We start from the raw sequence: 24,879 nt of genomic DNA on the forward strand, positions 1-24,879 counted from the left end.
CGGAGGGGCGCTCGGCGCGTAGGGGTGCTCGGCGCGGAGCGGCAGCGGGCGTCCTGGCGAGCCGATCGGCGGGACGCCCCGGTGGACCCGGCGAAAACCCGGTCGTAACGCGGTGGGCCCGCGGGCGATAGTTGAATCCGTGCTCAGACAACTACTCCGCAACCACCTGGCGCCGTACCGGCGGCCCATAGCCTTCCTGGTGGCGCTCCAACTGCTGCAGACGGGCGCCACCCTCTACCTGCCGACGCTCAACGCCGACATCATCGACAAGGGTGTCGTGGTGGGCGACACCGGCTACGTCCTGACCTACGGCGCGGTGATGATCGCGGTGTCCGTGGTGCAGGTCGCGGGCAACATCGGTGCCGTCTACTACGGCGCCAGGACCGCCGCCGCGCTCGGCCGGGACGTGCGGGCGGCGGTCTTCGACCGGGTGCAGTCCTTCTCGGCGCGGGAGCTCGGCCACTTCGGGGCGCCGTCGCTGATCACCCGGACCACCAACGACGTCCAGCAGGTGCAGATGCTGGTCCTGATGGCGTTCACGCTGATGGTGTCCGCGCCCATCATGTGCGTCGGCGGGATCGTCCTGGCGCTCGGTCAGGACGTGCCGCTGTCGGCCGTGTTGGTGGCCGTGGTGCCGGTGCTGGGCGTGTCCGTCGGGCTCGTCGTGGCCCGGATGCGGCCGCTGTTCCGCACCATGCAGGAGCGGCTGGACACGGTGAACCGGGTACTGCGCGAGCAGATCACCGGCAACCGCGTCATCCGCGCCTTCGTCCGCGACGCGTACGAGCGCGAGCGGTTCCGGGGCGCGAACCGCGAGCTGACCGACGTGTCGGTCTCCGCGGGGCGGCTGATGGCGCTGATGTTCCCGACCGTGATGACGGTCATCAACTTCTCCAGCGTCGCCGTGGTGTGGTTCGGCGCCCACCGGATCGACGACGGCGGGATGGAGATCGGCGCGCTGACCGCCTTCCTCGCCTACCTGATGCAGATCGTGATGGCCGTGATGATGGCCACCTTCATGTTCATGATGGTGCCGAGGGCCGAGGTGTGCGCCGAGCGCATCGAGGAGGTGCTGCGCACCGAGACGAGCGTCCGCCCGCCCGTCACGCCGCTGCCCACGCCGTCCGCCGTGCGCGGTCGGCTGGAGATCCGGGGCGCCGACTTCCGCTACCCGGGCGCGGAGGAGCCCGTGCTGCGGGGGATCGACCTGGTGGCCGGGCCGGGCGAGACCACCGCGGTCATCGGCTCGACGGGCAGCGGCAAGTCGACGCTGCTGGGTCTGGTGCCGCGGCTGTTCGACGTGACGGGCGGCCGGGTGCTGGTCGACGGCGTCGACGTGCGGGAGCTGGACCCCGCGGTCATCGCCCGCACGGTGGGGCTCGTCCCGCAGCGGCCGTACCTGTTCTCCGGGACGGTCGCGACGAACCTGCGCTACGGGCGGCCCGACGCCACCGACGACGAGCTGTGGCAGGCGCTGGAGACCGCCCAGGCCGCCGACTTCGTCCGCGGACTCGAGGGCGGGCTCAACGCGCCGATCACCCAGGGCGGCACGAACGTGTCCGGCGGGCAGCGGCAGCGGCTGGCCATCGCCCGGACGCTGGTGCAGCGGCCGGAGATCTACCTCTTCGACGACTCCTTCTCGGCGCTCGACTACCGGACCGACGCTCTGCTGCGGGCGGCGCTCGCCCGGGACACCGCCGGGGCGACGGTGGTGATCGTCGCGCAGCGCGTGTCGACGATTAGGGACGCCGACCGGATCGTGGTCCTGGACGAGGGCCGGGTCGTGGGGACGGGACGGCACGCCGAACTCATGGCGGACAACGAGACGTACCGGGAGATCGTGCTCTCCCAGCTGACCGAGGCGGAGGCGGCCTGATGGCTCCTGGCGGACCGAGTGCGGGGGGCCCGGGCGACCGGTCCACCGACTTCAAGGGCTCCTTCAAGCGGCTGCTGGCGCGGCTGCGGCAGGAGAGGACGGCGCTGTGGACGATGGTCGCGGCGGGCGTGCTGAGCGTGGCGGCGGCGGTGGTCGGGCCGAAGATCCTCGGCCGGGCGACGGACCTGGTGTTCGCCGGGGTCGTGGGCCGCGGCATGCCGGAGGGCGGTACCAAGGAGGAGGCCGTCGCCGCGGTGCGGGAGCGCGGTGACGACGGGCTCGCGGACATGCTGTCCGGGGTGGGCTTCACCCCGGGCCGGGGCATCGACTTCGGGGCCGTCGGCGACGTACTGCTGCTGGCACTGGCGGTGTACACCGTCGCCGGGCTGCTCATGCTGGTGTCGACCCGGATGTCGATCAGGGTCATCAACAGCACGGTGTACCGGCTGCGGGAGGACGTGCAGGCGAAGCTGGAGCGGCTGCCACTGAGTTACGTCGACCGGGCGCGGCGCGGCGAGGTGCTGAGCCGGGCGACGAACGACATCGACAACATCGGCCAGACGCTCCAGCAGACCATGGGCCAGCTGATCAACTCGGCGCTGACGGTCCTGGGCGTGCTGGTGATGATGTTCTGGATCTCGCCGCTTCTCGCGCTGGTGGCGCTGGTGACCGTGCCGTTGTCGGTGGTCGTGGCGGCGCGGGTCGGCAAGCGGTCGCAGCCGCAGTTCGTCCGCCAGTGGAAGGCGACCGGCCGGCTCAACGCCCACGTCGAGGAGATGTACTCGGGGCACGCGCTGGTGAAGGTCTTCGGCCGGCAGGAGGAGGCGGCGCGGGACTTCCGCGAGCAGAACGACGAACTGTACGAGGCCGGGTTCCGGGCCCAGTTCACCAGCGGGCTCATGCAGCCGCTGATGTTCTTCGTGTCGAACGTCAACTACGTGCTGGTCGCCGTGGTCGGCGGGTTGCGCGTGGCGTCCGGGACGCTGTCGATCGGCGACGTGCAGGCGTTCATCCAGTACTCCCGGCAGTTCTCCATGCCGCTGACGCAGCTCGCCTCCATGGCGAACCTGCTCCAGTCCGGCGTGGCGTCGGCCGAGCGGGTCTTCGAGCTGCTGGACGCGGAGGAGCAGCCCGAGTCGCCGGCGCTGGAGCGGCCGGGCCGGCTGGGCGGGGCGGTGGCGCTGGAGTCGGTGTCGTTCCGGTACGAGCCGGACAAGCCCCTCATCGAGGACCTGTCGCTGACGGTGGAGCCGGGTCAGACGGTCGCCATCGTCGGTCCGACGGGTGCGGGCAAGACCACCCTCGTCAACCTGCTGATGCGGTTCTACGAGGTCACGTCCGGCCGGATCCTGCTGGACGGCGTGGACGCGGCGCGCATGTCCCGGGAGGAGCTGCGCTCCTCGATCGGCATGGTGCTCCAGGACGCCTGGCTGTTCGGCGGGACCATCGCGGAGAACATCGCGTACGGCGCGGCCGCCGGTCGCGAGGTGACGCGCGCGGAGATCGAGGAGGCGGCGCGGGCCGCGCACGCCGACCGCTTCGTCCGCACGCTGCCGGACGGCTACGACACCGTCCTCGACGACGAGGGGGCGGGGGTCAGCGCCGGCGAGAAGCAGTTGATCACCATCGCCCGGGCGTTCCTGTCGGACCCGGTGATCCTCGTCCTGGACGAGGCGACGAGTTCGGTGGACACGCGCACGGAGGTGCTGATCCAGAAGGCGATGGCGCGGCTCGCCCACGGGCGGACCAGCTTCGTCATCGCCCACCGCCTGTCGACGATCCGCGACGCCGACGTGATCTTGGTGATGGAGAATGGCTCCATCGTCGAACAGGGCACGCACGACGAGCTGCTGGCCGCGGAGGGTGCCTACGCCCGTCTGTACGCCGCGCAGTTCGCCGAGGCCGTGGCCGAGGTCGACTGACCGCACGTGGCAACGAGGGGGAACGACATGACGACGGGCTCGGGACCGGAGCACCGCACACCGGAGGACGGGACGCCGGAGGACGGGACGCCGGAGGACACACCCGCCCGGACACCGGACGGGGGCCCCGACGGGGTGTCCGACGGCGGGCCGGAGGGGTCCGGGGACACGGTCAAGGCCGGGGAAGCCGGCAAGGCCGGGGACGCGGGGAAGGGCGGCAGCGGGCTCGGCCTCGCGGTCGGCCTGCCCCTGGGCATCGCGGGGGGCCTGGTGTACGGGGTGGTCACCGACGACCTGGCGATGGGCGTCGCCTTCGGCGTGCCGATCGGCATGGTCCTCGGGGTGGCGTTCGGCGGCTCCGCCCGCCGCGACGGCGGGGAGGCCGACGGGTAGCCGCCCGTGCGGCGCCCGTGCCGACCGGGTGCGGGCGGTCAGTCCAGGTAGCCGCGCAGTTGTTCGGCGAAGGCGTGGTCCCGCAGCTTGCCGAGGGTCTTCGACTCGATCTGGCGGATGCGCTCGCGCGTCACGCCGAAGAGGCGTCCGATCTCCTCCAGGGTGCGGGGCCGCCCGTCGACCAACCCGTACCGCAGCTGGACGACCTCCCGCTCGCGCTCGCCGAGCGTGGACAGTACGGCCTCCAGGTGCTCCCGGAGCAGCAGGAACGCGGCGGACTCCACGGGGGACGCCGCGTCGCCGTCCTCGATGAGGTCGCCGAGGGCCACGTCGTCCTCCTCGCCGACCGGCGCGTGGAGGGAGACCGGCTCCTGGGCGAGCCGCAGCACCTCGCCGATGCGCTCGGGCGGCAGGTCGAGGTGGGCGGCGACCTCGACGGCCGTGGGCTCCTGCCCGTGCTCCTGCAGCATCCGCCGCTGCACGCGCACCACCCGGTTGATCAGCTCCACGACGTGGACGGGGACGCGGATGGTCCGTGCCTGGTCGGCGAGGGCCCGGGACATCGCCTGGCGGATCCACCAGGTGGCGTAGGTGGAGAACTTGTAGCCGCGGGCGTAGTCGAACTTCTCGACGGCCCGGATCAGTCCGAGGTTGCCCTCCTGGACGAGGTCCAGCATGGTCAGGCCGCGGCCGACGTACCGTTTGGCGACGGAGACGACGAGCCGCAGGTTCGCCTCGATGAGGCGGCGCTTGGCCATGCGGCCCATGACGACGAGCGTGTCGAGGTCGTGGGCGAGGCGGGAGTCCGGGTCGGGGGTGCGGGCGAGCTTCTCCTCCGCGAAGAGGCCCGCCTCGACCCGGCGGGCCAGCTCGACCTCCTCGGCGGCGGTGAGCAGCGGGATGCGCCCGATCTCCCGCAGGTACTGCCGGAACAGGTCGGACGACGGCCCGGCGGCCCGGTCCGCGGCGGAGCGCGCCGGGAGGTCCGGCACGACCGCCTCCGGCACGACCCCGTCCGGGACCGCCGTGTCCGGGACGACCGCCTCCGGGAGCGCGGCGTCCGGGAGCGCGGGGTCCCGGACGGCGTCCGTCAGCGCTTCGGGGTGGTCCTGCGGCCGGCCCACCAGGGGGATGACGTCGGCGACATCGGTCAGGGTCCGGGTCTGCACGGGGGCGACCTCCAGGTGATCGCTGCCGGTTCGGGGGCGTACGGCGGCGGGACGGCGCGGGCCCGCCGCGCGGTGCACCGTGCCGGTCCGAGGCTGCGCCCCCAGTGTGGGGTACGACACAGGACCGCCACGAGGGTCGTGCGCCCACTTTTTGCGACCGGTGCGTGACGGCGCGACCACGGGTGGGTACGGCCCCGGACGGGGGCGCGGGGCCGTCAGAGGGCTTCGGCGCCCCGGTTGCGCAGCGACTGCGCGTACTGCTGGAGGACCCACAGCTCGTTCTGGACGGCCGCGAACCGCTCCGGGTCGCCCTGCCCGCCGAGACGGGTGAGGGAGCCCTGGACGTCGCGGATGCGGCGGTCGACGGCGCGGAGGCGGACCTGGACGAGGTGGTCGCCCGCGTACGTCTCGTCGACGGTGCGCCCGTGGATGACCTCCACGGCCAGCTCCGTGACGAGGGCGCGCACCGTGTCGTCGGGCGCGGCGTCCCGGACCCGCGCCACGTACCCGGCGGCGTCGTGGACGCCCTGTTCCGCGCCGCCCGCCTCGGCGATGGTCCGGCGGACCGCGGCGTACGGCGGGGCGGTGAACTCGTCGGCGCCGTACGCGTCGAAGGCGGGCGAGACGAGGGCCGGGTACTGGAGGGCGAGCTTGAGCAACTCCCGCTCGGTGCGGTGGGCCGGGCTGCGCAGGTTGAGCGCGGGGCCGGACAGGGCCACCGGCGCCGCGGCGGACTCGCCTGAGGGTGCGTGGCGCGCGGGCGCCGGGCCGCGGCCGCCGCGGTCCCTGGCCCAGCGGGCGAGCTGGGCGACGCGCTTGACGACGAACTGGGTGTCGAGGATGCCGAGCATGCCGGCGAGCTGCACGGCGACCTCGTGCTGCGAGGCGACGTTCTTGATGCGGGCGACGACCGGCGCGGCCTCGTCGAGGGCGGCGGCGCGGCCGGCCGGGGTCTCCAGGTCGTACCGGCCCACGATCTGGCGCAGCGCGAACTCGAAGAGCGGGGTGCGGGGCTCGACGAGGTCGGCGACCGCCTCGTCGCCCTTGGCGAGGCGCAGCTCGCACGGGTCCATGCCGTCGGGGGCGATGGCGATGTACGTCTCGGCGGCGAACTTCTGGTCGTCCTCGAAGGCCCGCAGGGCGGCCTTCTGGCCGGCCGCGTCACCGTCGAAGGTGAAGATGACGCGGGCCGAGCCGTTGTCCATCAGCAGCCGGCGGAGGATCTTGATGTGGTCGCCGCCGAAGGCGGTGCCGCAGGTGGCGATGGCGGTGGTGATCCCGGCGAGGTGGCAGGCCATGACGTCGGTGTAACCCTCGACGACGACGGCCCGACTGGACTTGGCGATGTCCTTCTTGGCGAGGTCGATGCCGTACAGCACCTGGGACTTCTTGTAGATCGGCGTCTCGGGCGTGTTGAGGTACTTGGGCCCGTTGTCGTCGTCGCGGAGCTTGCGCGCGCCGAAGCCGACGACGTCGCCGCCGACGTCCCGGATGGGCCACATCAGTCGGCCGCGGAACCGGTCGATGGGGTTGCGGCGGCTCTCCTGGGCGAGCCCCGAGACGAGCAGCTCCTTGTCGGTGAAGCCCTTGCCGCGCAGGTAGCGGGTGAGGTGGTCCCAGCCGGCGGGGCTGTAGCCGACGCCGAAGTGCCGGGCGGCTGCCTGGTCGAAACCGCGCTCGGCGAGGAAGGCCCGGCCGATCTCCGCCTCGGCGCCGTCGAGTTGTTCGACGTAGAACTGGGCGGCGGCCTTGTGGGCCTCGATCAGCCGGATCCGCTCGCCGCGCTGGTGGCCGGGGTTGTACCCGCCCTCCTCGTACCGCAGGGTGATGCCCGCCTTGGCGGCGAGGCGCTCGACCGTCTCCGAGAAGGAGAGGTGGTCGATCTTCATCACGAAGGCGATGGTGTCCCCGCCCTCCTGGCAGCCGAAGCAGTGGAAGAGACCCTTGCCGGGGCTGACCTGGAAGGAGGGGGACTTCTCGTCGTGGAACGGGCACAGGCCCTTGAGGTTGCCGCCGCCCGCGCTGCGCAGCTGGAGGTACTCGGACACGACGGCGTCGATCGGGACCGCGTCCCGTACCGCCTTCACGTCGTCATCGTTGATCCTGCCTGCCACGCAGAGATTCTACGGGGGTCCGGGGGGTCGGCCCGCGCCTACGCGGGTGGGAGCAGGGACTCCAGGGGGGCCGACGGGTCCGCCAGGGCCTCGGGGTCCACGGTGGTGCCCGCCGCGCCCGCCCGGACCAGGGCCTGGACCGGGGCTGTGACGTCCCACACGTTCACGTTCATCCCGGCCAGGACCCGGCGGTCCTTCAGCCAGAACGCGAGGAACCGGCGCCGGCCGGCGTCGCCCCGCAGCACGACCTGGTCGTACGAGCCCGGCGGCGCCCAGCCGGAGTACTCCAGGCCCAGGTCGTACTGGTCGGAGAAGAAGTACGGCACCCGGTCGTAGGAAACGCTCCGGCCCAGCATGGCGCGGGCGGCGGCGGGGCCGCCGTTGAGGGCGTTCGCCCAGTGCTCGACGCGCAGCCGGAGGCCGAGGAGCGGATGGTGGACGGCGGCGACGTCGCCCGCGGCGTGGATGTCGGGGTCGGAGGTGCGCAGCGCGGCGTCGACGGCGACGCCCCCGCCGTGGGCCCGGTCGACGAGGGCGAGCCCGGCGGACTCGGCGAGCGCGGTGCGCGGGGTGGCGCCGACCGCGACGAGCACGGCATGCGCCGGGTGCTCCTCGCCGTCCTCGGTCCGCGCGGCGAGCACCATGCCGTCCTGGCCGACGATCTCGGACAGACGGGTGCCGAACGCGAAGCGGACCCCGTGCCCGGCGTGCAGGTCGGTGAAGAACTGGCCGAGCTCGGGGCCGAGCGCGTGGTGGAGCGGGGTGGGGGCCGGTTCGACGACGGTGACCTCGGCGCCGTAGCCGCGCGCGGTCGCCGCGACCTCCAGGCCGAGCCACCCCGCGCCCGCGACGACGAGGTGGCCGTTGTCGCGGCCGAGGGCGGCGAGGACGCCCTGGAGCCGGTCGGCGTCGGCGAGGCCGCGCAGGTGGTGGACGCCGACGAGGCCGGTGCCGGGCACGTCGAGGCGGCGCGGCTCGGCGCCGGTGGCGAGGAGCAGCTTGTCGTAGTGGATCGTGGTGCCGTCGCCGAGCCGGACCGCCCGGTGCTCGCGGTCGACGGCGGTGACGGACTGCCCGAGGTGCAGCTCGACGTCCGCCCGGGCGTACCAGGCGGGCTCGTGGACGAAGACGCCGTCGCGCGGGTCCTTGCCGGCGAGGTAGCCCTTGGAGAGCGGGGGCCGCTCGTAGGGGTGGTCGCGCTCGTCACCGACGAGGATCACCCGCCCGGAGAACCCCTCGGCGCGGAGCGTCTCCGCCGCCTTGGCACCGGCCAGTCCCCCGCCCACGATGACGAAGGTCTCATCTGCGTCGACCACTTGTCGCCTCCCACCGGAATGCACCGTACGTCCCTGTCCACGCTACGCCCCGGCCTCGTGCGGGGGCCGCGGCGCCCTAGGGAGGGTCCCGCACGGCGGGTCGGTGCGTGAAGAGGACCTACCGGCTGCCGGGCGCCGCGAGGCGGGCGTGCAGGGCACGGGCGGAGGCGTCGGTGAAGGAGGCGATCTGGTCGACGACGACCCGCTTGCGGGCGCGGTCGTCGGGGGCGGCCTCGAACAGGGCGCGGAACTGGGGGTCGAGGTCGTCGGGGGCGCGGTGGACGAGTGCCTCGGCGAGCTCGGCGATCACGACGCGCTGGTCGGCGCGGAGGGCCTCCTGCTCGGCGCGCTGCATCACGTACCGGTCGGCGACGGCCTTGAGGACCGCGCACTCGTTGCGGGTCTCGCGGGGGACGACGAGGCGGGCGCCGTACCGGGTGAGCCGGCCCGATCCGTACGCCTGGCGGGTCGCGGCCTCGGCGGCGAGGCAGAAACGGCCGATGAGCTGACTGGTGGCGTCCTTGAGCCGGGCCTGGGCGAGGGCGGTGCCGTCGTAGCCGTGGGGCCACCACTCCTGTCCGAGGAGCCGGTCGAGTGCCTCGGACAGCTCCTCGGGGTCGGTGTCCCCCGGGACGTAGCGGCCGGCGGCGACGCGCCAGACGTCGGCGCGTTCGGGGGCGGAGAGGAGGAGGCCCGGGTCGATGTGGCCGGCGTGGAGGCCGTCCTCGAAGTCGTGGACGGAGTAGGCGACGTCGTCGGACCAGTCCATGACCTGCGCCTCGAAGCAGGTGCGGCCCTCGGGGGCGCCGAGGCGGACCCAGTCGAAGACGGGCAGGTCGTCCTCGTAGACGCCGAACTTCGGCGAGTGCGGGTCGGTGGGGTGGGCGCCGCGCGGCCAGGGGTACTTGGTGGCGGCGTCGAGGGCGGCGCGGGTGAGGTTGAGGCCGACGCTGACGGGCTCGCCGCCGGGGCCGCCGGGGACGAACCGCTTGGGTTCGATGCGGGTGAGCAGCCGCAGCGACTGGGCGTTGCCCTCGAAGCCGCCGCAGTCCTTGGCGAACTCGTTGAGCGCCTGCTCGCCGTTGTGCCCGAAGGGCGGGTGGCCCATGTCGTGGGAGAGGCAGGCGGCCTCGACGAGGTCGGGGTCGCAGCCGAGGGCGGCGCCGAGCTCACGACCGACCTGGGCGCACTCCAGGGAGTGGGTGAGCCGGGTGCGGGGGCTGGCGTCCCATTCGGCGAGGGTGCCGGGGGTGACGACCTGGGTCTTGCCGGCGAGCCGGCGCAGGGCGGCGGAGTGCAGGACGCGGGCCCGGTCGCGCTGGAAGGCGGTGCGGCCGGGGCGCTTGTCGGGTTCGGCGGCCCAGCGTTCGGTGGCGGTCTCGTCGTACGGGCCGGATGCGGGGGCGGGCCCGGCCGGAGCGGAGGGCCCGACGGGATGGTTCGGGGGGTTCGTCCGGGTCGGGTCGGTCGTCTGGTGCGCGTCGGTCGCCTGGGTCGTGCCTTCCATGCCGTTCATGCAGTGAAGGTAACCGCAGGGGGTGACGGTGAAGCACGCGGTGCGTCAGACGGAGGCGTACGCGGGGGGAGCGGACTCCGCGCGGCGGGCGAGCGCCCGGTCGTAGCGGTGCAGGACGAGGCGGGCGAGCGCGGGGTGCGGGCCGAGGGGGGCGGAGGCGAGCCAGGGCGCCGCGGCGGCGCTGCGGGTGGCGAAGAGGCCGGGCGCGGTGAAGCAGGAGGCCACGGCGATCCGGGTGCGGCCGCGGGCGGTGAGGGCCCGGACCGCCTCGGGGACGGTCGGCGCGGCGGCGGAGGCGTAGGCGGCCACGACGGGTACGCCGCCGAGGCGTTCGCCGAGGAGCGCGGCGAGGGCCGGGATGCCGCCGGTGGGGCCGGGGCCGCCGGGGAGGTGCGCGGCGCCGTAGTCGGGGTCGCGGGAGCCGGCCGCGGCGAGGACGACCCCGGCGTGGCGGCGGGTGGCCGGGCCGTCGCGCCAGCCGGCCTCGACGAGCCGGTCGTGCAGCGCCTCGGCGAGCAGCGGGTGCGGGCCGAGCGGGTCGGCGACCCGGACGCGGGTGCGGGGGGCGGCGGCCGCGGCGGCGCGGGGCAGGTCGTGCTTGACGTGGTGGCCGCGGCCGAAGAGGAGGGGGACGAGGACGGCGTCGCCGCCCGCGGGCAGGGCGTCCAGGGTGTCGGGGAGCAGCGGGGCGTTCAGTTCGATGTGGCCGAGCCGGACCGGCAGGCCGGGGCGCAGCGCGCGGACCCGGTCGAGCAGGGCGGTCACGGTGGGCAGGGCCCGCGGGTCTCGGCTGCCGTGGGCGACGGCGATCAGGGTGGGGGGCCGGTGGGGTGAGCTCATGGGCGGCGCCTGCGCGTTCCGTCGGGGGTGGGGACCGTACGTCGATCCTGACGGGCGCAGGTTGCCGGGGTGTTGCGCGGCGGTCACGGGTGGTTTGGCGCCCGCTCACCGGTGGGGTGGAGCGCCCGTCAGTCGTCGGCGAGCCAGATCCGCAGCGGTCCGGCGTCGGTGAAGCCGTACCGGAGGGCCGTCGCGAGGTCGTCGCCGTGTTCGTACCCGACGACGGGGAGGCCGGGGTGCCGCGCGGCCGCGGCGGCGAGGCAGCCGGGCCACGCCTCGGCGGCGGGGCCGAAGAGGTTGGACACGCCGACGACGCCGGTGCCGGTGTCCTCGGCGGTGCCGGTACCGGCGCGGGTGGCCTGAGCGGTGCCCGTGCCGGTACCCGGGCCGGCGCCGGCGCCGCTGCCGCTGCCGGTCCCGTGGCTGAGGACGGCGCCGGAGGTGATCCGGCCGTCGGGTGCGCGCCCGGCGAGGACGGTGACGCCGGGGTCGGCGAGAAGGGCGGGGCGGAAGGGGCCGGGGGTGCTGCCGCCGCTCCAGGCGCGTTCCCATGCGGCGAGCGCTCCGGCGGTGCGGACCGGCTCCCACGGGGTCGGCGGGGCGGTCGGCGGCGGGCCGGCGGCGCGGTGGATCCAGCGGGCCTCGAAGAGGACGCGGAAGCCGTGGGGCGCCAGGTCGAGCGCGGCGAAGCCGTCCTTGACCGAGCAGCCGGGGCTGGTGCGGTCGACCCCGCCGAGGACGTCCTCGGGGGTCGCGTCGGCGCGGAGGGTGACGGCGTCCGGGTAGAGCGGCGGGGTGCGCCGGGCGGAGGTCCAGGCGCGGTCCCCGAAGGTGCCGGGCGGCAGGTCGTGGGCGCGGCACACGGCGGCGCACCACCGGGCGTTGTCGAGGGCGGCGGTCTGCACCCGGGCATCGTGCCAGGCGGTGGAGGGAGGGGCATGCCCTTGTTCACCTCCCCCTTCACCGGATTCCGCTCAGTGGAATATATTTTCCGTTATCGAGCCCGGGGTGGGCCGCGGAGGGGGACGGTGACGGTCATGGGAGGGGCGGTGGCACTGCGCCGGCGTGTGCTCGCCGAGCTGGTCGGGACGGGGGCGCTCGTCGCCGCCGTCGTCGGGTCGGGCATCCAGGCCGCCGGGCTCAGCGACGACGTCGGCGTACGGCTGCTGGCGAACTCGCTCGCGTCGGCGATCGGGCTCGGCCTGCTCGTCGCGCTGCTCGGCCCAGTCTCCGGAGGGCACCTCAACCCCGTGGTCACCCTGTGCGCGTGGTGGTACCGCCGCCGCGGCGGGGCGCCCGTCCCCGCGCGCGAGGTGGGGCTCTACCTCGCCGCGCAGCTGGTGGGCGCGGCGGCCGGGGCGCTGCTCGCCGAGGCGATGTTCGGGCGGACTCCGGGCGGGAGCGGCTGGTCCTGGGCGACGCAGGTGCGCTCGGAGGGGCACCTGCTGCTCGGCGAGACGGTCGCCACCGCCGGGCTCGTCCTGCTGGTCGTCGGCCTGGAGCGGCTGGACCGGACGGAGCTCGCCCCGGTGGCGGTCGCCGCGTACGTGGCGGCCGCGATCTGGTTCACCTCGTCCGGGTCGTTCGCGAATCCGGCCGCCACCATGGGCCGTTCGCTCACCGACTCGTTCACCGGGATCGCGCCCGGCTCCCTGCCCGGCTTCGTCGCCGCCCAGCTCGCCGGCGCGGTCCTGGGCGGCGTCCTCGCCGCAGTGGTGTACGGGGGCGGCCCCACCCCGCCGCCGGTTCCCCGCCCGCGGGGGCCCGGCACTCCGGCCTGACCTCCGCCGGCCCCGTCCGCCGGGGCCGCCCAGCCGGCCTCCCCCGCCGCCCTCGGTCCACCGCCCTCACCTCGGCGCCCTCGGTCCACCGCCCTCACCCCGGCACCCTCGGTCCGCCGCCCTCGGTCCGAAGGCCCATGGCGGGAGGGGCGCCGCCCGGCGACACTGGCCCCATGGACACCCTGTCGCCCGCGCGCACCGACGCCTACCTGCGCCGCATCGGCGCCGACCGGCCCGACCGCCCCACCGAGGCCGCCCTGCGCGACCTCCAGCTGCGCCACCTGATGGTGGTGCCCTTCGAGAACCTCTCGATCCACCTGGGCGAGGACGTCGTGCTGGCGGAGGAGGCGCTCGTCGCCAAGATCGTGGACGGGCGGCGCGGCGGCTTCTGCTACGAGTTGAACGGGGCGTTCGCGGCGCTGCTGCGCACGCTCGGCTACGAGGTGGAGCTGCTCCAGGCCCGGGTGTTCGGCGAGGACGGCCGTCCGGGCATCCCGTACGACCACCTCGCCCTGCGGGTCCGGGCGGCGGACGGCGACGGCCGGGCCTGGCTGGCCGACGTGGGTTTCGGCGACCACAGCCACTTCCCGCTGCGGCTCGACGACCCGGGCGACCAGCGGGACCCGGCGGGGGTGTTCCGCCTCGTCCCGAGCGCGGAGCCCGACGCGGCCGGCGACCTCGACGTGGTGCGGGACGGCACGCCCCGGTACCGGCTGGAGCAACGGCCGCGCGTCCTGCGCGACTTCGCGGCCGGCGCGTGGTGGCACCGCACCTCGCCCGAGTCGCCGTTCACGCGCGCGCCGCTCTGCTCGCTGCCGACCGGGCGCGGCCGGGTCACGCTCAGCGGCCGCAGGCTCGTCACCACCGACGGCGGGGCACGGGAGGAACACGAGCTGGAGGGGGACGGCGAGCTCCTCGCCGCCTACCGTGAGCACTTCGGGGTGCGGCTGGACCGGGTGCCCGTGCCGCTGCACCCCCGGCCGTGAGCCGTGAGCCGCGGGCCGGGGGCGGGGCGGCCGGGGGGTCGGGGCGGCCGGGGGTCGGGGCGGCCGGGGCGGCGGGTGGGATCCTGGGGGTGCGGTGGACGTCCCCGAGCCGAGGAGTGCGAGCGTGACCGAGGTGCTGACCGTACTGACCACCACCGACTCCGCGGCGAAGGCCGGGGAGCTGGCGCGGAGCGCGGTCGAGGCGCGGGTCGCCGCCTGCGCGCAGGTCTCCGGGCCGGTGACGTCGGTGTACCGCTGGGAGGGCGCCGTGGAGAACGCCCAGGAGTGGCAGGTGCTGTTCAAGACGGCCCGCGCCCGCTACGAGGCGCTGGAGGCCCACCTCCGCGCCCACCACGACTACGACACCCCGGAGATCATCGCCACGCCGGTGGTCCGGGGCGACGCCGGCTACCTGGCGTGGGTCGAGCGGGAGACGGCCGGGTGAGCGCCGGGGAGCTGCCGTTCTTCGTGTACGGGACGCTCCGGCCCGGCGAGGTCAACCACGGCCTGTTCCTGGCGGGCCGCACCGCCGCCGTGGAGCCGGCCCGGCTGCCCGGCGCCGCCCTGCACGACGGTCCCGGCTACCCGTACGCGGTGCCCGGCGGCCACGGAGAGGTGGCCGGCGACCTGGTGCACGCCGCGCCCGGCGCGTACGGGGAGCTGCTGTCGGAGCTGGATCGGTTGGAGGAGTACCTCGGGCCCGGCCACCCGCTGAACCTCTACGAGCGGCGTCCCTGCGACACCGTGCGGCTGCGGGACGGGGCCGTGGTCCGGGCCTGGGTGTACGTCCCGGCGCCGCGCACCACGCCCGGGGCGCCGATCCCGGGCGGCGACTGGCTCAGTCGCCGGCCGGTTCCAGGCGCACCGCGCACACCTTGAACTCGGGCATGCGGGACGTCGGGTCGAGCGCCGGGTTGGTGAGGGTGTTGGCGCGGCCCTCGCCCGGCCAGTGGAAGGGCATGAAGACCGTGTCGGGCCGGATCGACGTGGTGACGCGGGCCGGGGCGACCGCCCGCCCGCGCCGCGACACGACCGCCACCCGCTCGCCGTCGGCGACCCCGACCCGCTCGGCGAGCCGCGGGTGCAGCTCGACGAACGGCCCGGGCGCGGCGGCGTTCAGCTCGGCGACCCGCCGGGTCTGGGCGCCCGACTGGTACTGGGCGACGACCCGGCCCGTCGTGAGCACCACGGGGTACTCGTCGTCCGTCTCCTCGGCGGCCGGGCGGTGGGTGACCGGGACGAACCTGGCCCGGCCGTCGGGGGTCGAAAACCGGTCGAGGAAGAGCCGGGGTGTCCCCGGGTGGTCGGGGTCGGGGCAGGGCCAGAAGACGCCGTCCTCCTCCACGATGCGCCGGTAGCTGATGCCCGCGTAGTCGGCGGCGCCGCCCGCGGAGGCGCGGCGCAGCTCGTCGAAGACCTCCTCCGGGTCGGTCGGGAAGCCCTTCTCCCAGCCGAGCAGGGCGGCGATCCCGTTCAGGACCTCCAGGTCGGTGCGCACGCCGTCGGGCGGGGTCAACGCCCGGCGGCGCAGCAGGACCCGGCCCTCCAGGTTGGTGGTGGTGCCGGTCTCCTCGGCCCACTGCGTGACGGGCAGCACCACGTCGGCGAGGGCGGCCGTCTCCGACAGCACCACGTCGGCGACGGCGAGGAAGTCGAGTGACCGCAGCCGCTCCTCGACGTGCGCGGCGCGCGGCGCGGAGACGACCGGGTTGGAGCCCATCAGCAGCAGCGCGCGCACGTCCGTGCCGAGCGCGTCGAGCAGTTCGTACGCGCTGCGGCCGGGGCCGGGCAGGGTGTCGGGGTCGACGCCCCACACGGCGGCGACGTGGGCGCGCGCCTCCGGGTCGTCGAGCTTGCGGTAGCCGGGCAGCTGGTCGGCCTTCTGGCCGTGCTCGCGCCCGCCCTGGCCGTTGCCCTGCCCGGTCAGGCAGCCGTACCCGGACAGGGGGCGGCCGGCACGGCCGGTGGCCAGGCAGAGGTTGATCCAGGCGCCGACGGTGTCGGTGCCCTTCGACTGCTGCTCGGGGCCGCGGGCGGTGAGCACCATGCCGCTCTCCGCGTTGCAGAACATCCGTACCGTCTCGCGCAGCGCGGTCACCGGCACGCCGGTGATGCGCTCGACCAGCGCCGGCCAGTGGGCCATCGCGGCGGCGCGGGCCCCGGCCCAGCCCGTGGTGCGGCTCTCGACGAACTCCTCGTCCACGCGCCCCTCGGCGACGACGAGGTGGAGCAGCCCGAGGGCGAGGGCGAGGTCGGTTCCGGGGCGGGGCGCGAGGTGGAGGTCGGCCTGTTCGGCGGTGCGGGTGCGGCGCGGGTCGACGACGACGAGCTTGCCGCCGTTCTCCCGCAGTTCGGTCAGGTACCGCAGGGCGGGCGGCATGGTCTCCGCGAGGTTCGAGCCGACCAGGATGACGCAGCCGGTACGGGGCAGGTCCTCCAGTGGGAAGGGCAGCCCCCGGTCCAGGCCGAACGCCCTGGTGTGCGCGGCCGCCGCGGACGACATGCAGAAGCGGCCGTTGTAGTCGATCTGCGAGGTGCCGAGGACCAGCCGGGCGAACTTGCCGAGACCGTACGCCTTCTCGTTGGTGAGCCCGCCGCCGCCGAACACGCCGACGGCGTCGGGGCCGTGCGCGGCGCGGGTGCGCCGCAGCCCGTCGGCGACGGCGCGCAGCGCCTCCTCCCAGGTGGCCGGTTCGAGTCCGCCCGTGGCGGGGCTCCGGACGAGCGGCCCGGTCAGCCTGACCCGGGAGGAGAGCACGGCGGGTGCGGTACGTCCCTTGCCGCACAGCGCTCCCCGGTTGACGGGGAAGTCCGTACGCTCCACGACGTCGACGCCGCCGCCCTCGGTGGGGCGGAGGTCCATCCCGCACTGGAGGGCGCAGTACGGGCAGTGCGTGGAGGTGGTGGCGAGCATGCCGTCGAGCCTGCGGGGCGCGTGTTACGGCCAGGGTGCCCGTGTATTACGCAGGCGGTACGTCGCGCTCCGGCGGCGGGCGCGCGGGCGGTGAGCGCCCCTCGCCCGGCACGGGCACGGGGCGGGGGCACGGGGCGGGGCCCGGTGGCACGGGCCCGGGGCCCGGGGCCCGGTGGCACGGGGCGGGGCCCGACGGCGGGAGTCCGCGGGGGCGGCGCGGTGACGGGAGACGGCGATGGGTGGCGGGTCAGTCGGCCGCTGGTCGGTCGGCCGCGGCGAGCGCCTGCGCCACGCCCGGCTCCCGGTGGCCGAGGAACGTCGGGTCGGGCCGCAGCACCACGTCCGCGGCGGCCTTCCCCGCGGCGGCCAGCTCGCGGACCTGGCCCTGGTACCAGACGGCGTCGCGCGGTTCGCCGACGCCGACGCCGTACGAGTCGACGCCCGCCGCCCGGCACAGGGCGACGGCGCGGCGGATGTGGAAGTCCTGGGTGACGAGGACCGCCCGGTCGACGCCGAAGATCCGCTTCGCGCGGACGCACGAGTCCCAGGTGTCGAAGCCCGCGTGGTCGCTGACGACACGGGTCGTCGGCACCCCCTGCTCGACGAGGTAGGCGCGCATGGCGTCGGGCTCGTCGTACTCGACGCGGCCGTTGTCGCCGGTGACGAGGACGACCTTCACCTTGCCGGTGCGGTACAGCTCGGCGGCGGCGTCCAGGCGGTGGGCGAGGTAGGGGGTGGGGCGACCCTTCCACAGTCCGGCGCCGAAGACCACGGCGACGTCGCGGGCGGGTACGTCGGCGGTGGTGCGGAGGCTGCCGGCGGTGCTGGTGTGCAGCCAGGTCGCCGGTGCGAGCGCCAGGACGCAGGCCAGTACCGCGCCCCGCACCAGCCGCCGCCGGCCGCGGCGGGTGCCGTCCGGCGTCCTCCGTGTCGTGCGCCGCATCTGGACCCCTCCCGTCGTCGGCGGTGCGCGCACCGCGCCCGCCCTGTCCGACGCGCCGCCCGCCTCCCCGGTTCACCGAAGAGGCGGGCGGCGGGTGTGACCTGTGTCGCTCCGGTCCGCGGGGCGCCCCGGATCACGTGGTCGCCGCCGCGAACTGCGCGGCGTGGAGCCGGGCGTACGCGCCGTCGGCCGCCAGCAGCTCGTCGTGGCCGCCGTGCTCCACGATGCGGCCCGCCTCCATCACGAGGATCACGTCCGCGTCCCGGACGGTGGAGAGGCGGTGGGCGATGACGAAGGAGGTGCGGCCCTCGCGCAGCGCGGCCATGGCGCGCTGGATCAGCACCTCGGTGCGGGTGTCGACGGCGCTGGTCGCCTCGTCCAGGATGAGGACGGACGGCTCGGTGAGGAAGGCCCGGGCGAGGGTGAGGAGTTGCCGCTCGCCCGCGCTGAGCCCGACGCCGTCCTCGTCGAGGACCGTGTCGTAGCCGTCGGGCAGGGTGCGCACGAAGCGGTCGGCGTGGGCGGCCGCGGCGGCCGCGACGATCCGCTCGCGCGGGACGTCACCGGGGACGCCGTAGGCGATGTTCTCGGCGATCGTGCCACCGAACAGCCAGGTGTCCTGGAGGACCATGCCCATGCCGGCGCGCAGCTCCCCGCGCGGTACGGCGGTGATGTCCGTGCCGTCGAGGAGGATGCGGCCGCCGGTCGTCTCGTAGAAGCGCATGAGCAGGTTGACCAGGGTCGTCTTGCCCGCGCCGGTGGGGCCGACGATGGCGACGGTGCGGCCGGGTTCCACGGTGAGGGAGAGGTCCTCTATGAGGGGCCGGGCGGGGTCGTAGCGGAAGGAGACCCGGTCGAAGACGACGTGGCCCTTCCCCCGGGGCGCCCGGGATTCGCCGGGCCGCGCGGTCGGGGCGGGGTCGGGGGTCTCCTCCTCGGCGTCGAGATGCTCGAAGACGCGCTCGGCGGAGGCGACGGCGGACTGGAGGAGGTTCGCCATGGCGGCGATCTGGTTGACCGGGCCGTTGAACTCGTAGGAGTACTGGACGAACGCCTGCACGTCGCCGATGGAGAGCGTCCCGGACGCCACGCGCAGCCCGCCGACGACGGCGATCAGGACGTAGTTGAGGTTGCCGACGAAGGTCATCGCGGGCTGGATCAGGCCGGAGACGAACTGGGCGCGGAAGCCCGCCCGGTACAGCTCCTCGCCGAGGGCGTCGAACGTCTCCACCGCCTCCCGGCCGCGGCCGAAGACCCGCACCTCGGCGTGGCCGGAGTACATCTCCTCGATGTGGCCGTTGAGCCGGCCGGTGACGGCCCACTGGCGGACGAACTGCGGCTGGGCGCGGCGGCCGATCCGCGCGGCGACGAGGACGGACACGGGCACCGTGCCGAGGGCGACCAGGGCGAGGAGCGGGGAGATCCACACCATCATCACCAGGACGCCGACGACGGTGAGCAGGGCGCGGGTCATCGGGATGAACGCCTGCTGCATGGTCTGGACGACGTTGTCGATGTCGTTGGTGGTCCGGCTGAGCACCTCCCCCCGGGGCTGGCGGTCCAGGTGCGCGAGGGGCAGCCGGGACAGCTTGGCCTGCGCCCGCGCCCGCAGCCGGTGCCCGGCCCGGTGGACGGCGGCCATGACGAGCCTGGCCTGTACCCAGGCGAACCCGGCGGAGGCGGCGGCCACGGCCAGGACGGTGCCGAGGAGCCGGGCGACGGCTTGGAAGTCGACCCCGCCGGGCGTGCCGGCCCCCGAGACGACGAGGTCGGTGGCGTCGCCGAGGAGCTTCGGGATCAGGACGGCCAGGGCGACGTACACGGTGGCGGCGGCGAGCGAGCCGAGCAGCAGGGCGCGTTCCGGCGCGAAGGTGCGCAGCAGGCGCAGCCCGGAGCGGCGGAAGTCGAGCGACCGCTCCAGGGCGGGGGCGGCGGGCGAGCCGGGGCCCCGCTGCTGCGCCACGCCCGCCGGGCCGCGTCGCTCGGGGGACGTGCGCGGCGGCGCGGGGGCGGTGGGCCGCCCGGACGTGGCGCGCTGCTCGGGGACGGCGCGCCGCTCGGGTGTGGCGCGGGGTGCGGGGCGGCTCATGCGGCGTCCTCCTCGGTGAGCTGGGAGAGGACGATCTCCCGGTAGGTGGGGTCGTCCCGCAGCAGCTCCTCGTGGGTGCCGGTGCCGACGACGCGGCCCTCGTCGAGGACGACGATCCGGTCGGCGCCGCGGACGGTGGCGACGCGCTGGGCGACGATGACGACGGTGGCGTCGGCGGTCTCCTTTGCCAGCGCGGCGCGCAGGAGGGCGTCGGTGCGGTTGTCGAGCGCCGAGAAGGAGTCGTCGAAGAGGTAGACCGCGGGCCGGGCGACCAGGGTGCGGGCGATGGCGAGGCGCTGGCGCTGGCCACCGGACAGGTTGGTGCCGCCCTGGTCGACGGGGGCGTCGAGGCCGTCGGGGAGCGCCTCGACGAACTCCCGTGCCTGGGCGACTGCGAGGGCGTGCCACAGCTCCTCGTCGGTGGCGTCCGGCCGGCCGTAGCGGAGGTTGGAGGCGACGGTGCCGGAGAACAGGTAGGGCTTCTGCGGGACGAGGCCGACGGTGCGGGCGCGCAGGTCCGGGTCGAGTGCCCGGACGTCGACGCCACCGATCAGGACCTCGCCCGCGGTCGGGTCGAACAGCCGCGGCACCAGGCTGAGCAGGGTGCTCTTGCCGCTGCCGGTGGAGCCGATGACGGCGGTGGTGCGGCCGGGGCGGGCGGTGAGCGAGACACCGCGCAGGACGGGCTCCTGCGCGCCCGGGTAGCTGAAGTGGACGTCGCGGACCTCCAGGTGGCCCGGGTCGCGCAGGCGGCGCACCGGGGCGGCGGGCGGCGCGACGGACGGTTCGGTGTCGAGGACCTCGCGGATGCGCCCGGCGCTGACCTCGGCCCGCGGCAGCTGCATCAGCAGGAACATCGTCATCATCACGGCCATGAAGATCTGCAGCAGGTAGCCCAGGAAGGCGATGAGGGCGCCGGCCTGCAGGGTGCCGTCCTCCAGCCGGTGGCCGCCGGCCCACAGGACGGCCACCGTGGCGAGCTCCCACACGACGATGACGAGCGGGTACATGAGCGCCGTCAGCCGGCCCACCCGCAAGGACACGGCCGTCAGCGCGTCGTTGGCGGCGCCGAACCGGCGCTGCTCGTGGTGGTCCCGGACGAAGGCGCGGACGACCCGGGCGCCGCCGATCTGCTCGCGCAGGACCTGGTTGACCCGGTCGACGCGCTCCTGGGTGGTGCGGAAGAGCGGCGGCATGCGGCGGACGACGAGCAGGACGGTACCGGCCAGCACGGGCACGAACAGCAGCAGGAGCAGGGCGAGGGGCACGTCCTGGGCGAGGGCCAGGGCGGTGCCGCCGAAGCACATCAGCGGCGCCGCGACCAGGGTGGTCAGGGCGAGCACCGTCAGGGTCTGGACCTGCTGGACGTCGTTGGTGGTGCGGGTGATGAGGGAGGCGGGGCCGAAGCGGCCCACCTCCCGTACGGAGAACCCCTGGACGCGGCGGAAGACCTCGGACCGCAGGTCGCGGCCGACGCCCATGGCGACGCGGGCCGCGGCGAACACGGCGGCGCCGGCCGCGGTGACCTGGAGCAGGGTCACGGCGAGCATGGCGCCGCCGGTGCCGAGGACGTGCCCGGTGTCGCCGCGCAGGACGCCGCCGTTGACGAGGTCGGCGTTGAGGGTGGGCAGCAGGAGGCCGGCGAGGGACTGGACGAGTTGGAGGACGACGACGAGGGCGAGTAACCGCCGGTAGGGGCGGATGCGGGTGCGGAGCAGGGGCAGCAGCACGGCCGTCGTCCCTCAGGCCGCGTACGGACGGGTGGTGCGGGCGGTGCGCAGGGTGCCGGCCCACCAGGCGAGCTGGTCGAGCAGCTTCTTCGCGGCGGCGTCGGGGCCGGAGGGGTCCCGCAGTGTGCCGTCCGCGTCGAACAGGGCGCCCGCGTTGTGGAGGGAGACCGTGTCGCGGACGGTGACCGCGTGCAGTTCGGCGAAGACCTGGCGCAGGTGCTCGACGGCGCGCAGGCCGCCGGAGACGCCGCCGTACGAGACGAAGCCGACGGGCTTGGCCTGCCACTCGGCGAAGTGCCAGTCGACCAGGGCCTTGAGGGACGCCGGGTAGGAGTGGTTGTACTCGGGGGTGACGACGACGAAGGCGTCGGCGGCGGCGAGCCGGGGACCGACCTCGGCGAGCGCGGCGCGCACGGCGGGGCCGGGGGCGTGGGAGAGGGCGGTCGGCAGGTCCGCGTCGGCGACGTCGACGAGGTCGACGGTGAAGTCGGCGTGCTCGCGGGCGCGGGCGAGGAACCAGTCGGCGACGACGGGGGCGAAGCGGCCCTCGCGGTTGCTGCCGAGGAGGACGGCCAGGTTCAGGGGCGTGTCAGGCGTGGTGGTCTGCATGCGGACGAGCCTCACACCTCAACCAAACTTCAGGTCAAGCGCCGTCGGCGTCACCCGTTCGGAACACCGTCCCCACCGTCCCCGCGCACCCGCCGTGACCTGCGCCGACGTCCGACCCGGCCGCCCGTGCGGCGCACTGCCTGACGGCGCATCAGCAGGCGGGGACGGTCACCGCGGCCTTACCTCGGAGACAGGACGCCCGACCGAAGCGCTGCCCGGAGGCCCGCCATGCGCACCACTGCCCGCTCGTTGACCGGTACCGCGTTGGCGGCCGTCTGCCTCGGCGCCCTGGCCGCCCCGGCGGCGTACGCCGGCGACTTCGAGAGGCTGGACGTGTCCCCGGCCGTGGCGAACCCCGGCACGACCGTCACCGTGAGCACCCGGGCATGCGGGGACGGCCACGGCATCGGGGACGCGCAGGCGCTCGGCGCGGCCGAGTTCAAGCTGCGGCCCGAGGGCCCCAAGGGGGTGGCCACGGGCCGCTTCCGCGTCCCCGAGCACACCAAGCCGGGCACCTACGGCATCGGCGTGGCCTGCGACAACGGCAGGACGGCCACGGGTGACCTGGTCGTCAAGCAGGGCGGCGGAGCGACCCACCACCCGACCCACCACCCGACCCACCACCCCACGCACCACCCCACGCACCACCCGACGCACCACCCCACCCACCAGGGCCCGCACGGCCACGTGAAGACCGGTGTCGGCGGCAGCGTCGGCCCCGACGCCGCCCGCATCGCGACGGGCGTCGCCGTCCTGGCCGGCACGGCCGTGGCCGGCGTGTGGCTGCTGCGCCGCCGGGCGAGCGGTGGCCACGGCGGCTGACCGACCGAGACCCCCTCCCCGCGGGCGGCCGCCGGTCCCCCACCCGGCGGCCGCCCGCCCCTCGGGGCGTCCTGCCGACCGGCGGGCACCCCCCGAACTCCCCGCCCCCGCCGCGCGGCCCCCGAGACCGCGGCGGGGGCGGGGGGACCCTCCCGGGCCGGGCGGGCGGTCCCGCCCCCGCGGAGGCGTCCGGCCCCTGGAGGCACCCCCAGCGGAGGACCCATGAGCAGCCCCACCGAGACCCCGGCCCGCGCCAGGGGCTGGGGCATAGCCGTCGCGGCGTGCGTCGGACTGTGGCTGGTGCAGAGCGGCTCGGGGGACGTCCGCCCCCCGGTCCCGTCGGCCGCCGAGGCGTTCGCCGCCGGACCCGGCTGGCACACGCCCGCCGCGGCCGACCCGCTGCCGCCCGCGGCCCCCGTCCGCGTCCGCATCCCCCGCATGCGCGTCGACGCCCCCGTCATGGGTCTGGGCCTGACCCGCGACGGCAGCCTCGACGTGCCGCCCCCCGGCGACCGCAACCTCGCGGGCTGGTACCGGGACGGCACCCGGCCCGGCGCCCGGGGCACGGCCATCATGGCCGGGCACGTCGACAACGCCGAGGGCCCCGCCGTCTTCTACGCGCTGGGCGCGCTGCGCAAGGGCGACCGGGTGGAGGTGGCCCGCGCCGACGGGCGCACGGCGGTGTTCACCGTCGACGCGGTCGAGGTGTACGACAACGACGCCTTCCCCGACGACAAGGTCTACGGCCCCTCCGACCGCGCCGAGCTGCGCCTCATCACCTGCGGCGGCGGCTTCTCGCCGAAGACCGGCTACCAGGGCAACGTCGTCGCGTACGCCCACCTCATCGGCGCCCGCTGACCGGCCGCGCGGCCCGCCACCCGGTCGTCACGCCCACCGGCCCACCGGGGCGGCGGCCGTCCCCGCCGGCCGCCGCCCACGCCGGCCATCGCCCCCCCCCGCCGCCGCCCGGCCGATCGTCACGCCCACTGGTCGAACGCCAACTTGGCGACCAGGGAGAACACCACCACCAGCAGCACCCCGCGGACGAACCCGGCGCCCTTGCGCAGCGCCATCCGCGCGCCGAGCATGCCGCCCACGAGGTTGAAGACCGCCATCAGCGCCGCCAGCCGCCACAGCACGTTGCCCTGGTGGGCGAACATCGCCAGCGCGCCGGCGTTGGTGCAGACGTTGACGACCTTCGCCGTGGCCGACGCCGTGACGAGGTCGAGGTGGAGCACCGCCGTGAGGGCCAGCACCAGGAACGTGCCGGTGCCGGGCCCGAACAGCCCGTCGTAGAAGCCGATTCCGCCGCCCACGAGGACGACCGCGGCGACGATCCGGGCCCGCCGCACCGGCCCCTCGGGCGCGGGGCCCGTGCCGAAGGACGGCCGCAGCAGCACGAACGCCGCGACGCCCAGCAACACCACGAGGATCACCGGACGCAGTACCTCGCTGCTGAGGCCCGCCGCGAAGAACGCCCCGCCCATCGACCCGGCGAGCGCGGCGAGCCCGATCCGCACGGCGAGCCCGACCCGTACCGGGGCGCGCCGGACGTAGGTCACCGCGGCGCCGGTCGTACCGACGATGGCCACCGCCTTGTTGGTCCCCAGGCACTGGGCGGCGGGCACGTGCGGCGCGCCCAGCAGCAGCGCGGGCAGGAGCAGCAGCCCGCCGCCGCCGACCACGGCGTCGATCCAGCCCGCCAGCAGCGCGGCCAGGCAGAGGAGGGCGAGGACGGTCAGGGAGAGGTCAGGCATGAGCATGACCCTATGCGCGGCCCCGCGGCCCCACGCCCCGCGCCCCCGGCCACCCGGCCACCCCGCCACCCCGCCACCCCGCCACCCCGCCACCGTGGCCGC

At 75.3% G+C, this 24,879-nt stretch carries 21 protein-coding genes; 9 read left to right on the plus strand and 12 right to left on the minus strand.

Going from position 1 to position 24,879, the window contains the following annotated elements:
- Window positions 1–139 precede the first annotated feature (139 nt).
- Genes NRO40_RS08875 through NRO40_RS08885 form a run of 3 tightly spaced genes read left to right on the plus strand, consistent with a single transcriptional unit; the run spans window position 140 to window position 4,191 of the window.
- A complete protein-coding gene (locus tag NRO40_RS08875; protein ID WP_058942217.1) occupies window positions 140–1,876 on the plus strand; it encodes an ABC transporter ATP-binding protein in 1,737 nt (578 codons plus the stop codon).
- Window positions 1,873–3,798 carry an ABC transporter ATP-binding protein gene (locus NRO40_RS08880; protein ID WP_306674899.1) on the plus strand — a complete coding sequence of 642 codons (1,926 nt, stop codon included), beginning with the start codon at window positions 1,873–1,875 and terminating at the stop codon, window positions 3,796–3,798. The genes NRO40_RS08875 and NRO40_RS08880 overlap by 4 nt, the downstream gene beginning before the upstream one ends.
- Window positions 3,799–3,825: 27 nt before the next feature.
- The gene (locus NRO40_RS08885; RefSeq protein WP_058942215.1) at window positions 3,826–4,191 is read left to right on the plus strand and encodes a hypothetical protein; all 366 of its coding nucleotides are present in this window, start codon (window positions 3,826–3,828) and stop codon (window positions 4,189–4,191) included.
- A 38-nt stretch (window positions 4,192–4,229) separates the two neighbouring features.
- On the opposite strand, the gene NRO40_RS08890 is transcribed toward NRO40_RS08885, so the two are convergent.
- From NRO40_RS08890 to NRO40_RS08915, 6 genes are all read right to left on the minus strand, one after another.
- A complete protein-coding gene (locus tag NRO40_RS08890; protein WP_408056985.1) occupies window positions 4,230–5,480 on the minus strand; it encodes an RNA polymerase sigma factor in 1,251 nt (416 codons plus the stop codon).
- 95 nt (window positions 5,481–5,575) lie between these two features.
- The gene (dnaG, locus tag NRO40_RS08895; RefSeq protein WP_058942214.1) at window positions 5,576–7,474 is read right to left on the minus strand and encodes a DNA primase; all 1,899 of its coding nucleotides are present in this window, start codon (window positions 7,472–7,474) and stop codon (window positions 5,576–5,578) included.
- Window positions 7,475–7,512: 38 nt separating this feature from the next.
- Window positions 7,513–8,790: an NAD(P)/FAD-dependent oxidoreductase gene (locus NRO40_RS08900; protein ID WP_058942213.1), complete on the minus strand. Its 1,278-nt coding sequence runs from the start codon at window positions 8,788–8,790 to the stop codon at window positions 7,513–7,515.
- Window positions 8,791–8,908: 118 nt separating this feature from the next.
- Window positions 8,909–10,297, minus strand: coding sequence for a deoxyguanosinetriphosphate triphosphohydrolase (locus NRO40_RS08905; protein WP_079047056.1), 1,389 nt, complete (start codon window positions 10,295–10,297; stop codon window positions 8,909–8,911).
- A 54-nt stretch (window positions 10,298–10,351) separates the two neighbouring features.
- Entirely contained in the window at window positions 10,352–11,146 is a 795-nt protein-coding gene (locus NRO40_RS08910; protein WP_257375366.1) for a sirohydrochlorin chelatase, read from the minus strand.
- Window positions 11,147–11,274: 128 nt separating this feature from the next.
- Entirely contained in the window at window positions 11,275–12,051 is a 777-nt protein-coding gene (locus NRO40_RS08915) for a hypothetical protein (RefSeq protein ID WP_058944977.1), read from the minus strand.
- Window positions 12,052–12,183: 132 nt separating this feature from the next.
- On the opposite strand from NRO40_RS08915, the gene NRO40_RS08920 reads away from it, so the two are divergent.
- The 4 genes from NRO40_RS08920 to NRO40_RS08935 all read left to right on the plus strand — a co-directional run bounded on the left by NRO40_RS08920 (window position 12,184) and on the right by NRO40_RS08935 (window position 14,792).
- Window positions 12,184–12,927 (plus strand): aquaporin, encoded by a 744-nt coding sequence (locus NRO40_RS08920; RefSeq protein WP_058944988.1) that lies wholly within the window; start codon window positions 12,184–12,186, stop codon window positions 12,925–12,927.
- A gap of 173 nt (window positions 12,928–13,100) precedes the next feature.
- Window positions 13,101–13,913: an arylamine N-acetyltransferase family protein gene (locus NRO40_RS08925; protein WP_058944978.1), complete on the plus strand. Its 813-nt coding sequence runs from the start codon at window positions 13,101–13,103 to the stop codon at window positions 13,911–13,913.
- A gap of 124 nt (window positions 13,914–14,037) precedes the next feature.
- Window positions 14,038–14,358 (plus strand): divalent-cation tolerance protein CutA, encoded by a 321-nt coding sequence (gene cutA, locus NRO40_RS08930; RefSeq protein WP_058944979.1) that lies wholly within the window; start codon window positions 14,038–14,040, stop codon window positions 14,356–14,358.
- On the plus strand, window positions 14,355–14,792 hold the full coding sequence (locus tag NRO40_RS08935) for a gamma-glutamylcyclotransferase family protein (protein WP_058944980.1): 438 nt from the start codon (window positions 14,355–14,357) through the stop codon (window positions 14,790–14,792). Before cutA ends, NRO40_RS08935 begins: the two co-directional genes overlap by 4 nt.
- Here NRO40_RS08935 and NRO40_RS08940 read toward each other — a convergent pair.
- From NRO40_RS08940 to NRO40_RS08960, 5 genes are all read right to left on the minus strand, one after another.
- Entirely contained in the window at window positions 14,752–16,827 is a 2,076-nt protein-coding gene (locus tag NRO40_RS08940) for a molybdopterin oxidoreductase family protein (protein WP_058944981.1), read from the minus strand. The two genes, NRO40_RS08935 and NRO40_RS08940, sit on opposite strands and share 41 nt — an antisense overlap.
- Before the next feature lie 247 nt (window positions 16,828–17,074).
- A complete protein-coding gene (locus tag NRO40_RS08945; protein ID WP_079047488.1) occupies window positions 17,075–17,770 on the minus strand; it encodes a SanA/YdcF family protein in 696 nt (231 codons plus the stop codon).
- Between the two features lie 133 nt (window positions 17,771–17,903).
- On the minus strand, window positions 17,904–19,859 hold the full coding sequence (locus NRO40_RS08950) for an ABC transporter ATP-binding protein (RefSeq protein ID WP_079047489.1): 1,956 nt from the start codon (window positions 19,857–19,859) through the stop codon (window positions 17,904–17,906).
- Complete coding sequence (locus tag NRO40_RS08955) at window positions 19,856–21,589, minus strand: ABC transporter ATP-binding protein (protein WP_058944983.1); 1,734 nt, start codon at window positions 21,587–21,589, stop codon at window positions 19,856–19,858. Before NRO40_RS08955 ends, NRO40_RS08950 begins: the two co-directional genes overlap by 4 nt.
- A gap of 12 nt (window positions 21,590–21,601) precedes the next feature.
- A complete protein-coding gene (locus NRO40_RS08960; RefSeq protein ID WP_058944984.1) occupies window positions 21,602–22,198 on the minus strand; it encodes an NADPH-dependent FMN reductase in 597 nt (198 codons plus the stop codon).
- 228 nt (window positions 22,199–22,426) lie between these two features.
- On the opposite strand from NRO40_RS08960, the gene NRO40_RS08965 reads away from it, so the two are divergent.
- Both NRO40_RS08965 and NRO40_RS08970 read left to right on the plus strand, forming a co-directional pair.
- Entirely contained in the window at window positions 22,427–23,020 is a 594-nt protein-coding gene (locus NRO40_RS08965) for a hypothetical protein (protein ID WP_058944985.1), read from the plus strand.
- 222 nt (window positions 23,021–23,242) lie between these two features.
- Entirely contained in the window at window positions 23,243–23,878 is a 636-nt protein-coding gene (locus NRO40_RS08970; RefSeq protein ID WP_257375367.1) for a class F sortase, read from the plus strand.
- A 119-nt stretch (window positions 23,879–23,997) separates the two neighbouring features.
- Here NRO40_RS08970 and NRO40_RS08975 read toward each other — a convergent pair whose 3' ends face one another.
- Window positions 23,998–24,777 carry a sulfite exporter TauE/SafE family protein gene (locus NRO40_RS08975; RefSeq protein ID WP_058944990.1) on the minus strand — a complete coding sequence of 260 codons (780 nt, stop codon included), beginning with the start codon at window positions 24,775–24,777 and terminating at the stop codon, window positions 23,998–24,000.
- Window positions 24,778–24,879: the final 102 nt, after the last annotated feature.

The organism is Streptomyces changanensis, from assembly GCF_024600715.1.
Taxonomy (GTDB): domain Bacteria; phylum Actinomycetota; class Actinomycetes; order Streptomycetales; family Streptomycetaceae; genus Streptomyces; species Streptomyces changanensis.

Excerpts from the sequence above, each read along its gene's own strand:
- NRO40_RS08885 (WP_058942215.1), top strand. The coding sequence starts at position 3,826 with ATGACGACGGGCTCGGGACCGGAGCACCGCACACCGGAGGACGGGACG.
- NRO40_RS08905 (WP_079047056.1), bottom strand. The coding sequence starts at position 10,297 with ATGGAAGGCACGACCCAGGCGACCGACGCGCACCAGACGACCGACCCG.
- NRO40_RS08910 (WP_257375366.1), bottom strand. The coding sequence starts at position 11,146 with ATGAGCTCACCCCACCGGCCCCCCACCCTGATCGCCGTCGCCCACGGC.
- NRO40_RS08920 (WP_058944988.1), top strand. The coding sequence starts at position 12,184 with ATGGGAGGGGCGGTGGCACTGCGCCGGCGTGTGCTCGCCGAGCTGGTC.
- NRO40_RS08925 (WP_058944978.1), top strand. The coding sequence starts at position 13,101 with ATGGACACCCTGTCGCCCGCGCGCACCGACGCCTACCTGCGCCGCATC.
- NRO40_RS08940 (WP_058944981.1), bottom strand. The coding sequence starts at position 16,827 with ATGCTCGCCACCACCTCCACGCACTGCCCGTACTGCGCCCTCCAGTGC.
- NRO40_RS08945 (WP_079047488.1), bottom strand. The coding sequence starts at position 17,770 with ATGCGGCGCACGACACGGAGGACGCCGGACGGCACCCGCCGCGGCCGG.
- NRO40_RS08950 (WP_079047489.1), bottom strand. The coding sequence starts at position 19,859 with ATGAGCCGCCCCGCACCCCGCGCCACACCCGAGCGGCGCGCCGTCCCC.
- NRO40_RS08960 (WP_058944984.1), bottom strand. The coding sequence starts at position 22,198 with ATGCAGACCACCACGCCTGACACGCCCCTGAACCTGGCCGTCCTCCTC.
- NRO40_RS08965 (WP_058944985.1), top strand. The coding sequence starts at position 22,427 with ATGCGCACCACTGCCCGCTCGTTGACCGGTACCGCGTTGGCGGCCGTC.
- NRO40_RS08970 (WP_257375367.1), top strand. The coding sequence starts at position 23,243 with ATGAGCAGCCCCACCGAGACCCCGGCCCGCGCCAGGGGCTGGGGCATA.
- NRO40_RS08975 (WP_058944990.1), bottom strand. The coding sequence starts at position 24,777 with ATGCCTGACCTCTCCCTGACCGTCCTCGCCCTCCTCTGCCTGGCCGCG.